Origin of the sequence: Roseofilum halophilum BLCC-M91, assembly GCF_030068445.1 — a bacterium.
In the GTDB taxonomy this organism is placed as follows: Bacteria; Cyanobacteriota; Cyanobacteriia; order Cyanobacteriales; family Desertifilaceae; genus Roseofilum; species Roseofilum halophilum.
The window spans coordinates 1-10,938 of record NZ_JAQPOK010000043.1 but is presented as its reverse complement, the minus strand read 5'-3'; the positions used below and the strand labels follow the sequence as shown (position 1 = coordinate 10,938).

The window sequence follows — 10,938 nt, the reverse complement described above, 5'->3', positions numbered from 1 at the left end:
CCAACTTAGGTATGGAAGTAATGCACGAGCGCAACGCTCACAACTTCCCCTTAGACTTGGCTGCTGGTGAAGAAGCTCCTGTAGCTTTAACTGCTCCTTCTATCAACGGTTAATTCAAGGCTTGAACTCTTGATTTAATCTTAAAAAAACGCTCTCCTTGCGGGGGGCGTTTTTTTTGGTTTTTTGGGGATGAAGATGCCGATACAGCAGTTTGCGCTGTTCTGCCCTGCATTTTGATCCCCCCATGCTCAATAGTGAGATCGCCAGGATCAAAATTTGCGATTAAGATCAAAATATAACGCCCTGTGGGAGTGGGGGGATATGCAGCGTAGGGGTTATCCTCTATACTTGCTGAAACCTATGCCCCAGTTCTGCTCGTCTCCTAACCCGATCGCTATCTGTACCCCAATCATGTCTAACGCTAAATCTCGTCTTGCTGTGATATTGTCGATCGCCGGAGTCAGTCTAGGGGCGATTGCGGGGGGGCTGCTCCTCCATCAAACCCATCTCGATCGCCAGATCGCCGATGAACTGCGTTCTTGGTTTCCACAAGTTAACCCCCAACAACCGACGTTTCAGCTTACCCCTGCCCAAGTGCAGAAGTCTGAGATTGCCCAATTGGTAAACCTTTCGCCGACAGAGCGCCAACCCTATCTCGAAGCGATGAGCCAACAACCGAATCATCGAGAATACCCTCGCGCTCGCTATCTGTTGGCGATGGATCGGTTAGCCGAAAATCAACCCCAGGAGGCGATCGCCACTTTAGCAGATTTAGAAACCCGTTACCCCCTTCTAGCGGCTCATATCCTCTCCTTACGCGCCCAAGCTTACACTCAGTTAGGCGACACAACGCAAGCAGCAGCCACTTGGCAACAAATTTTGACCACCCATCCCAATCATCCCGTGGCGGCAGAAGCACTGTTTGAGTTAGGCAAAACCAATCCGAGATTATGGGAAGAGGCGATCGCCAAATTTCCCGCCCATCCCCGCACTGTAGAAATTGCTGCCAATCAACTGACAACTAACCCCAACTCCTTGCCCCTGTTGCGCTTACTGGCTCAACATGCCCTCTACAAACCCGACTATACCGACATTCTCGATCGCCTTACCCGTGCCCACAGCGCCCAACTCAGCCCTGAAGATTGGGAAATGATTGCCTTTGGCTATTGGGAAAAACTCAACTATGGCAAAGCCGGTGCAGCCTATGCCAAAGCGCCTGCAACTCCGAAAAACCGATATCGGGCAGGTAGAGGGTTGCAACTCGGAGGCAAAACCCAAGAGGCGATCGCTGCCTATAAACTCTTGTATAGTAGTTATCCCAATGAGAAAGAAACCGCCCAAGGCTTAATCCATCTGTCTCGCTTAGTCGATCTGCAACCCGCCCAAGAGTACCTAAATATCGTCATTGCCCAGTTTCCCCATAAAGCCCCCGAAGCCCTGATCGAACAAAGCAAAGTCCTAAACGCGCTCAAAAGCTCCGAGTCGGCGAAACAGGCACGACAGTCAGTTTTAACCCAATACAGCAAGTCAGAAGAAGCCGCCAAACTCAGATGGCAACAAGCCGAAGACGCAGCCGACAACGGCAACCTCCTGCAAGCCTGGAGACTGGCACAAGAAATCACCGTCGAAAACCCCGATACTGACTATGCTCCAGAAGCCGCCTTTTGGGTTGGGAAATGGGCGCAAAAACTTGGCAGAGAGCGGGATGCCAAAACCGCCTATGAATACGTGCTACAGCGCTACCCTGAATCCTATTATGCCTGGCGATCGGCCCTCATGCTCGGATGGAACGTCGGCGACTTTACCACCATTCGCTATCTCGAACCCGACGTAGAATATAGCGCCCCTCGCCTCCGATTACCCGCCGGTTCCGAAACCCTCAAAGAACTCCATCAACTGGGACAAGATCGAGACGCTTGGACTCTCTGGCAAGTGGAATTTACCAACCCCATAGAACCCACCGTTGCCCAACAGTTTACGGATGGGATTATGCGCTTGCAAGTCGGCGATTATTTAGACGGAATTTTCATGCTCAATAGCCTCGCTTGGCGAGACGATCCCGAAGAGCAAAACCAATATCAAATGCTCCGCCAACAACTTGCCTATTGGCAGGAACTCTATCCCTTTCCTTATCTAGAACCCATTCAAAGTTGGTCAAAAGATCGGCAACTCAATCCCCTTTTAGTCACGGCTCTAATTCGCCAAGAATCCCGGTTTATGCCCGACATCAAATCCGTTGTCGGGGCGACAGGCTTAATGCAAGTCATGCCCGAAACTGGGGAATGGATAGCCGGTAGGATTAATCTGGCCAGTTATCAGTTGGACAATCCCAATGATAATATTAAGTTGGGAACCTGGTACTTGGACTACACCCACAGCGAGTATAACAATAACTCTTTATTAGCTGTAGCCAGTTACAATGCTGGGCCGGGAAATGTAGCCGATTGGTTGAACCGGTTCGGGTTCCGCGATCCCGATGAATTTGTGGAAAAAATTCCTTTTCCCGAAACCTATGGCTATGTCAAATCCGTATTTGGAAATTATTGGAATTATATGCGCTTGTATAATCCTGAAATCATCCAAAAAATGTCAAAAATTAACTAAATTCGGTCATTTAGGGATATTTTAATGGGATCGATCGGAGTTACTTTTTTACCCGGAATAAACCATGAATCATAATGTAAAAAATCCGATCGCAGCTTCTCTCTATGAACAAGATTTTCTCCTATGGACTGAGGAACAATCTCGTTCTATTGGTAACCGTGATTTAGAGGCAATAGATTGGGACAATATTGAAGAGGAACTGTTATCCTTGGGACGCAGCGAACGGCAGCAACTGGAAAATCGCTTAGAAGTTTTACTCGAACATCTATTAAAGCGCTGTTATGTCGATAGCGCCTATGATAATCGCGGATGGGAGCTAACCATCAAGGAACAGCGCAAACAAATTCGCCGTTTATTGCGTAGCTCACCGAGCCTCAAAACTTATGTTACCAAGATTTTCTCGGAAATCTGGGAAGATGCGCGATCGGATGTGGAAGATATTTACCCAAAGATCGATTTTCCTGAAGTTTGTCCGTTCCCAGAAGATTTAGAAGTTTTGCTAACGGAAAAATTTTGGACTTCATAACTCTTTTGTTCGGTATTTTCATCTAAATTAATCATGTCTCTAACAGCCATTACTCCAATTCATGAATTAGTTGACCGAGCGATTTGATCTAGTTTTGTTTATCTATTCTTAACATTCAACACTTCTGCAAGAGGCTCACTGTATTTACTCTCAAACTCGATTAGATCCGAATCAAATTTCTTTGGATCATTATTTGCCTTGGTCATTTGTCGCTCACGATCGCCTTTGGAATCTGATTCCTACCCTACCCTCGGTTAATTCGGCTAAGTCTAATAACTTACCCTCTCCAGCGTATTTTGATAAATTCGTAGGGTTACAGCATTTAGGGTTAACCGTTTCTCACCAAAATTATCCCAAAAGTCAATGGCTCAAGTATACTGAGTCTTTTATTGCTGAACTCAAAGTGAGTCAGGGCGAGGATTTATTGAATTTAGAGATTTTAACCCATGCTTATGAGCGCACGGTAAACCCTTTGATCGGTTTGGCGAGTCTGCAAGGATTTAGCCAGGGATGGGTGTATAACATTTCTACATGATTTACGTTCATGGCAGCGATCGCCGAAACATTGTGCCCCTCATCCCCCCTACCCCCTTCTCCCGCAGGAGAGGGATATAGGGAGAGGGCATTCCATTGTGTCCCCTGGTTCTGTAACGGCGATATCCACCACCGTTTAGCCGGAAACAACTTGCACATTTCCATTCCCCATATCCCCAACAGCGCCATCATTGCCCGCATCCGCCATCAACTCAATCAACTCCTAACTTAAAAAATGGCTGCCTAGAAAGTGAGATCAAATCCGTCTAAACCTTTAAACTAGAAGAATCCGATAAACCCTTACCTATTCGTAAACTATGCCCACTGTTGAATATAACCTAGAATTTTGGTCAAATTATAGCTGGTCTGATCAAGGTGATGAATGGTCTCATGCTTGGGGCGGCACGGAGTTTTTATGGTGGGGAACCCTGTATCCTCGGATTCAAGCTTTCATTCCCACGGGTAGTATTTTAGAAATTGCTCCAGGTTATGGTCGCTTTACCACCTATTTCAAGGATTATTGCCAAGAGTTAAGCATTGTTGATTTAGCTGAACCCTGTATTGAAATTTGTCAAAAACGGTTTGCTAACTATTCCCATATTAACTATTATGTGAATGATGGCAAGTCCTTAGATATGATTCCAGACCGCTCCATTGATTTTGTGTTTAGCTTTGACTCCTTGGTTCATGCCGAATCGGATGTGATTCAAGCCTACTTAATGCAGCTAGGGCGCAAGCTCAAGCCCAATGGAGCCGGATTTTTTCATCATTCTAATATCGGTCATTTTAAGGATGGTGACGGGAATCTCCCGTTTCCTAATCCCCATATGCGAGCGGAAAGTATGACAGCTAATTTGTTTGCTGAGTATTGCGATCGGGCGGGACTGCAATGCTTAAGCCAAGAATGGATTAATTGGGGGGATCAGGATGAGATACTGAAGGATTGTTTATCGACGTTTAAGGTGAAAGATTCTCACTGGAATCAAAATAACCGGGTCTTGAAAAATCCCCATTTTATGGAGGAAGCTAAACGGCTGCAAAACATTTCTGTGTTGTATCGTCCTTCTCGGTTTTAGGATAAATCCGGTTTCCGCAAGCGGACATGAAAATGGGAAAAGAGAAGCGGGCAAGATGCCCGTACTCCTCGAATTCTTTGATAGGACTGGAGTGGGAGCATCTTGCTCCCTGGATTTTTAATTAGGGCATTTAATTACCGCGCAGTTTCAATTGAATCCAGGGATGCTGAACGCAGGCAATGCTGCCACCGGGAAAGGGATCGGTTTGGGAGCGGTTGGGAGCGGCGATTAACTGGGTGACTTTTTCCACTTGGGCAAAGTTGGGGGACTGGGGTAACCAGAGGATCAGAAATTGGCGGATAACTCGCCGTTGTAGGGAGAGGGGCGCGTCGGCAAGCAGTTGGCGGTTGAGTTGCGGTAAGTCGGGGTGGGTGACCTGGGTATAAAGAGTTTTAGCCAGGGATTCCAGATACTCAACATCGGCTTCTAGGAGTTCGGCTGTTGTCGCTAGATGGGTAGAGGCTCTGGGGTTAATGCTCTCTAGGGCGGGGATAAGGTGCAGTCTGATCTGGTTGCGGGTGTAGCGGGTGTCTTGATTGGTGCTGTCTTCCCAGATGGGGAGCTGGAACTGTTGGCAAAATTGGGCGGTTTGCGATCGCCCAATTTCCAGCATCGGCCGCACCAATTGCACCTTTTCCGTCAGGGGACGCTGCCAACTCAGGGCTGCGAGTCCATCGAGTCCACTACCCCGAATGAGATTATGGAGCAGAGTTTCAGCGCGATCGCTTTGGGTATGTCCCGTCACCACCCTGGAAAATCCATGACTTTCAGCCAATGCTATCAAGGCAGAATAACGCCAGGAGCGAGCAGCCGCTTCCCCGTGAAGGGGGCGATTGGCGTTTTTTTGATAAAACAAGAGGTTCCAATGCCCAGCCATCTCAGAGACCTGCTGGGCATTGGCCGCCGAATCCGATCGCATTTGATGGTCGCAGTGGGCAACGGCTAACTGCCATCCCCACTTGGGTTGCAAATCTAGGAGCAGTTTCAGGAGGCAAACCGAATCTTGACCTCCAGAAACGGCCACCAACAGGGACTCCTGGGGGGGGAGCAGTTGGGGCCGCTTTAGCAACGTCGCCTGGAACCTAGCGTGTAAGTCGCTCCAATCTGGTTTAGAAGAACCAGCCATAGGAATGCAACCCTTTGCCCAACAGATTAACGCCCATGTAGCACACCCAGACCACACAAAAACCAGCAGCCGCGAGAATAGCGGGACGGCGACCTTGCCAGCCTTTGGTAATGCGAGCATGGAGATAGGCAGCGAAAACCAGCCAGGTGATTAAGGCCCAGGTTTCTTTCGGGTCCCAACTCCAGTAAGATCCCCAAGCTTCATTAGCCCAGACTCCTCCAGCGATAATGCCAATGGTGAGCAGAGGAAAACCCAGTCCGATCATCCGATAGCTGATGTTGTCCAAAACTTGGGCCAGGCTCAAGGTTTCTGGCGACCAAGTAGGGGTTGTTTCCAGGCTGATCCGCTCTAGGGTAGGGGTGGCAACACTGCCGCTACTGCTATTGCTGCTGAACTGAACAGAGGGTACATCAGAGACCGTTTGCAGCTTATTTAGGGGCGTTTGGCGACGGTTGCCATTGCCGTAGGAGCTACCAGTGAGGCTGACGGCTTGCCCCCGCGTGACAATTAAAAAGGCGATCGCCAACAGGGAACCCACCATCAAACAGGCATAGCTCAGAAGCATCACGCTCACATGCATCATCAGCCAATTGGACTGAAGCGCCGGAACTAGGGGTTCAGCTACCTGCATTTCACCGGGTAAAGACAGGGTAGCAAAGGCAGTAATCCCCATGGCAACAGGAGAAGTGACTGCACCTACCCACCGGGAACGGCTCAGATATTCCGCCAACAGATGGGTGGCAGTCAGTCCCCAAGCAATGAAAAATAGGGACTCGTAGAGGTTACTGAGGGGAAAGTATCCCGCTTCGATCCAACGAGCGCCGAGTAAGGAGGCGATGGACAAGTTGGCGATCGCCATCCCTGCGGTTCCCAGGGTCGCTAAATAGGGAATTTTCGGAAAAGCCATCCCCGACCAATAGAGTAACATCGTCACCAAAAGGACGGCAAAGCTTAGATTATCTAGGCTATTCTGGAGCGTGACCAGATCCATTATCTTGTAGTTCTCCCAACGTTAAAATGTTCTCTTCTTCTAGATCCTATCGGAAATAGAGCCAACCTAAACGCAATGCCATAGCATATTTGCCTTTTGCCCATTCCCCAATGGACGAGAAAACCCGGTAAAGTAAAGAAGTGTAAACCCATTTTCAGGAAGGGCTAAACCATCTATGCGTGTAATCTTAATGACTGGGAAAGGCGGAGTGGGGAAAACCTCCGTAGCCGCAGCAACTGGGTTGCGTTGTGCAGAATTGGGCTATAAAACCCTGGTGCTAAGTACCGACCCGGCCCACTCCCTAGCCGACAGTTTCGATCTCGAATTAGGTCACGAAGCGCGATCGGTCAAACCCAACCTTTGGGCGGCAGAACTCGATGCGCTCATGGAACTAGAAGGCAACTGGGGAGCCGTCAAACGCTACATTACCGAAGTCCTGCAAGCGCGGGGTTTAGATGGGGTGCAAGCCGAAGAACTGGCCATTTTGCCAGGAATGGATGAAATTTTTGGCTTAGTCCGCATGAAGCGCCATTATGACGAAGGCAAATATGATGTGCTGATCATCGACTCTGCCCCCACCGGAACCGCCCTCAGACTGCTGAGTATTCCCGAAGTTGGGGGGTGGTACATGAGACGGTTTTACAAGCCCTTGCAGGGCATGTCTGTGGCGCTCCGTCCCCTAGTTGAGCCATTGTTTAAGCCCATCGCTGGATTTTCCTTGCCAGATAAAGAAGTGATGGATGCGCCCTATGAATTTTACGAGCAAATCGAAGCACTAGAGCGCGTTTTAACCGACAATCACCAAACCTCGGTACGCTTGGTGACCAATCCAGAGAAAATGGTGATCAAGGAATCTTTACGCGCCCATGCCTATTTGAGCTTATATAATGTAGCCACCGATTTAGTCATTGCTAACCGCATTATTCCCGATGAAGTCAACGATCCCTTTTTCCAACGCTGGAAGGCTCATCAACAGGAATACCGCCAAGAAATTCATGAAAACTTTAGCCCGCTTCCGGTAAAAGAAGTACCCCTCTTTGCCGATGAGATGTGTGGGTTAGAATCTTTGGAACGCTTGAAGGAAACCCTCTATAAAGACGAAGACCCGACTCAGGTTTATTACGAAGAAAATACGATTCGGGTGGTACAAAATGCGGATCACTATAGCTTGGAATTGTATTTACCGGGTATTCCCAAAGACCAAATTCAGTTGAATAAAACTGGGGATGAGTTAAATGTACGCATTGGCAACCATCGGCGCAATTTAGTTTTACCCCAATCTTTGGCTGCTTTGAGTCCGTCTGGGGCGAAAATGGAGGAAGATTATCTTAAGATTCGGTTTACGGAGATGGTGAAGGCTTAAAATAAAAATTGTTGCAGATGCTCAAGAGGCATTTATGAAAAAATACGTTTGCAACGTTTGTGGTTATGTTTACGATCCTGAAGCAGGAGATCCAGACAGTGGAATTGCACCAGGAACAGCGTTTGAGGATATTCCCGATGATTGGGTTTGTCCGGTTTGTGGTGTAGGTAAAGAGGATTTTGAACCAGCAGATTAATGGGTAATGATGGCATCTTGATTGTTGGAGGGGGAGCGGCGGGTTTTTTTGCAGCCCTATCCTGCAAAACGGCGCACCCCCAACAGGAGGTGATTCTGCTGGAAGCGGGAAAAACCCTGTTGTCTAAGGTGCTGATTTCTGGGGGAGGCCGGTGCAATGTGACCCATGCTTGCTTCGATCCGGCCACCCTGGTGCAGTCCTATCCCAGGGGGTCTAAGGCTTTGCGGGGGGCGTTTACTCGGTTTCAACCTCGCGATACGATCGCCTGGTTTGAGTCCCATGGGGTTTCTCTGAAAACGGAATCCGATGGCCGCATGTTCCCCATAACGGATGATTCTCGCACGATCGCCGATTGTTTAATCCAAGAAGCGAAAACCCTGGGAGTCCAAATACACACCCGATCGCCAGTTTTGGGAGTGAATAGAGGCGATCGCCAGTTTCGAGTACAGGTGAAGTCGGGCCAAGACTTAGTGGAAATGAGCGGCGATCGGGTTTTGCTCGCGACAGGGAGTCATCCCAGTGGATATCAACTCGCTCAACGTCTCGGTCATACCCTGGTTCCTCCCGTTCCTTCCCTATTTACGTTCAAAATTAACGATTCTGCACTGCGGGAATTAAGCGGAATTTCAGTTACCGAAGCGCGGGTAAACTTACCCAAACTGAAATTAACCCAAACCGGCCCCGTTTTAGTCACCCACTGGGGATTCAGTGGCCCCGCCATTTTGAAGCTATCCGCTTGGGGAGCCAGAGAATTAAAACAAACTCAGTATCAAACCCCCTTGAGGATAAACTGGTTACCCCAGTCTCGCCCCGATGAGCTGCGACAATTGCTGCTCAAGGTAAAATCCCAGTTAGGCGCAAAAACTCTATGGGCCAATTGCCCCGTGCTGATTCCTCGTCGTCTGTGGCAATATTTACTGGAGAAGATTGAGGTGGGCGATCGCCTCCAGTGGGCGCAATTCTCCAAAGCACAACTCAACCAACTCCTACAAGCCCTCACTCAAGACACCTATCAAATTAGCGGCAAAGGCGTTTTCAAAGAAGAATTCGTCACCTGTGGCGGCATTCCCCTCAAAGAAGTCAACCTCAAGACCCTAGAAAGTCGCTGCTGTCCTGGCCTGCATTTTGCCGGTGAAATTCTAGATATCGACGGCATTACCGGCGGCTTTAACTTCCAGAATGCTTGGACAACCGGCTGGTTAGCCGGACAAGGTATGAGACAAGGATGACAACTCAAATCTATGAATCAAAAATGTACCTCGGAGGCTGTATTCATGCCTTTTAGCCAATATAAAAGTATTGCTGATGTCGCCCAACAATTCCAAATCAAGTATCGTATCGCCAACTTTGTACAAGAACGCCCCTTTACCATTAGAGATTTTTTTCGCGAAGACCTATATTTTATCCTCACCCATGGAGCCATTTACCATTCCGAATATGCCATTTGTGAAAACTTAATTTACCCCATCTTAAAAGAAGTTTGGAAAGCATACTACGATAAATTAGTCTTATGGAGTCATCCCACACTAACTTATGATGAAACCCTTTACGGACAACCCGATTATGTCGTGGCAAAACTCAATCCTTTAGGTCATCTAATTTTTGACAAACCCTATTTTCTGGTCATTGAAGCCAAACAAGATAAATTTGAAGAAGGATGGGGGCAATGTCTAGCTGAATTAGTCGCTATCCAGAAAATAAATGATGATTTCAAACAGGAAATTATCGGCATCGTTTCTAATGGTCGAGTCTGGGAATTTGGACAACTCAAAGGGAATGAATTTACCCGCAACTCAGTCCCCTATGTTATGGGTGATTTAGATCGACTCTTTGCCGTTATCAATGCTCTATTTCATCAATGTTTGCTAGAATAACAAGATATTATCAATATACAGCGATAACAAAATGAAATTAGCAGAAGCATTAACAGAGAGAGCAGCACTGAGCCGTCGGTTACAAGAACTGCGCGATCGCATTCTCCGAAATGCCAAATACCAAGAAGGAGATACTCCTGCTGAAGCCCCCGATATTTTACTCAAGGAGTATGACAAAACGGCAAAAGCATTCAGCAAGCTAGTCGTCAAAATCAACCAAACCAATAACGCCATCCAATTAGACAATGGTATATCTATGATAGAGGCATTGGCTCAACGAGATAATCTTAAACTCAAGCATTCTTTGTATACTAGATTAGCCGCAGAAGCAACCCCTACTTTTAATCGGTATAGTAAAACCGAAATTAAATTTGTCAGTTCTGTTACCGTTGCCGATATCCAAAAATCTGCCGATAAATTAGCCAAGGAATATCGGATCTTAGATGGAAAAATTCAACAAGCCAATTGGACTAATGATTTGATCGAATGAAGCGAAAAGAACTAATATCAAGTCCGGTTTCCGCAAGCGGACATGAAAATGAGTTAAACTAGCGGGCAAGATGCCCGCACTCCCTCAATTATTTGATATTACTGGAGTGGGAGTATCTTGCTCCCTACATTTTTAATTATGGTATTCAAGCGGATTTG

11 protein-coding genes and 2 pseudogenes are annotated in these 10,938 nt (G+C 47.6%); 11 read left to right on the top strand and 2 right to left on the bottom strand.

Going from position 1 to position 10,938, the window contains the following annotated elements:
- The 6 genes and pseudogenes from PJF56_RS22070 to PJF56_RS05800 all read left to right on the top strand — a co-directional run.
- Positions 1-113 (top strand): annotated as a pseudogene (locus tag PJF56_RS22070) (photosystem II q(b) protein); the annotation flags it as partial.
- Between the two features lie 298 nt (positions 114-411).
- Positions 412-2,604 carry a transglycosylase SLT domain-containing protein gene (locus PJF56_RS05820; protein WP_283761704.1) on the top strand — a complete coding sequence of 731 codons (2,193 nt, stop codon included), beginning with the start codon at positions 412-414 and terminating at the stop codon, positions 2,602-2,604.
- Positions 2,605-2,692: 88 nt separating this feature from the next.
- On the top strand, positions 2,693-3,130 hold the full coding sequence (locus PJF56_RS05815) for a DUF29 domain-containing protein (protein WP_347179456.1): 438 nt from the start codon (positions 2,693-2,695) through the stop codon (positions 3,128-3,130).
- Between the two features lie 124 nt (positions 3,131-3,254).
- A complete protein-coding gene (locus tag PJF56_RS05810; protein WP_347179455.1) occupies positions 3,255-3,665 on the top strand; it encodes an HNH endonuclease domain-containing protein in 411 nt (136 codons plus the stop codon).
- 114 nt (positions 3,666-3,779) lie between these two features.
- A pseudogene (locus PJF56_RS22065) lies at positions 3,780-3,878 on the top strand (aminotransferase class V-fold PLP-dependent enzyme); the annotation flags it as partial.
- A gap of 103 nt (positions 3,879-3,981) precedes the next feature.
- Positions 3,982-4,740 carry a class I SAM-dependent methyltransferase gene (locus PJF56_RS05800; RefSeq protein WP_283761701.1) on the top strand — a complete coding sequence of 253 codons (759 nt, stop codon included), beginning with the start codon at positions 3,982-3,984 and terminating at the stop codon, positions 4,738-4,740.
- A 130-nt stretch (positions 4,741-4,870) separates the two neighbouring features.
- Here the strand turns inward: PJF56_RS05800 and tilS are convergent, their stop codons facing one another.
- Complete coding sequence (gene tilS / locus PJF56_RS05795; protein ID WP_283761700.1) at positions 4,871-5,866, bottom strand: tRNA lysidine(34) synthetase TilS; 996 nt, start codon at positions 5,864-5,866, stop codon at positions 4,871-4,873.
- On the bottom strand, positions 5,850-6,857 hold the full coding sequence (gene ccsB / locus PJF56_RS05790) for a c-type cytochrome biogenesis protein CcsB (RefSeq protein WP_283761699.1): 1,008 nt from the start codon (positions 6,855-6,857) through the stop codon (positions 5,850-5,852). Before ccsB ends, tilS begins: the two co-directional genes overlap by 17 nt.
- 175 nt (positions 6,858-7,032) lie before the next feature.
- Between ccsB and PJF56_RS05785 the strand changes: the two genes are divergently transcribed.
- From PJF56_RS05785 to PJF56_RS05765, 5 genes are read left to right on the top strand one after another with little or no spacing between them, the layout of a single operon-like run.
- Complete coding sequence (locus tag PJF56_RS05785) at positions 7,033-8,220, top strand: TRC40/GET3/ArsA family transport-energizing ATPase (RefSeq protein WP_283761698.1); 1,188 nt, start codon at positions 7,033-7,035, stop codon at positions 8,218-8,220.
- 34 nt (positions 8,221-8,254) lie between these two features.
- Complete coding sequence (gene rd, locus PJF56_RS05780; RefSeq protein WP_283761697.1) at positions 8,255-8,416, top strand: rubredoxin; 162 nt, start codon at positions 8,255-8,257, stop codon at positions 8,414-8,416.
- Positions 8,416-9,645 (top strand): BaiN/RdsA family NAD(P)/FAD-dependent oxidoreductase, encoded by a 1,230-nt coding sequence (locus PJF56_RS05775; RefSeq protein WP_283761696.1) that lies wholly within the window; start codon positions 8,416-8,418, stop codon positions 9,643-9,645. Before rd ends, PJF56_RS05775 begins: the two co-directional genes overlap by 1 nt.
- 45 nt (positions 9,646-9,690) lie before the next feature.
- Positions 9,691-10,290 (top strand): hypothetical protein, encoded by a 600-nt coding sequence (locus PJF56_RS05770; protein ID WP_283761695.1) that lies wholly within the window; start codon positions 9,691-9,693, stop codon positions 10,288-10,290.
- 31 nt (positions 10,291-10,321) lie between these two features.
- Positions 10,322-10,780, top strand: coding sequence for a DIP1984 family protein (locus PJF56_RS05765; RefSeq protein ID WP_283761694.1), 459 nt, complete (start codon positions 10,322-10,324; stop codon positions 10,778-10,780).
- The last annotated feature ends 158 nt before the right edge of the window (positions 10,781-10,938 follow it).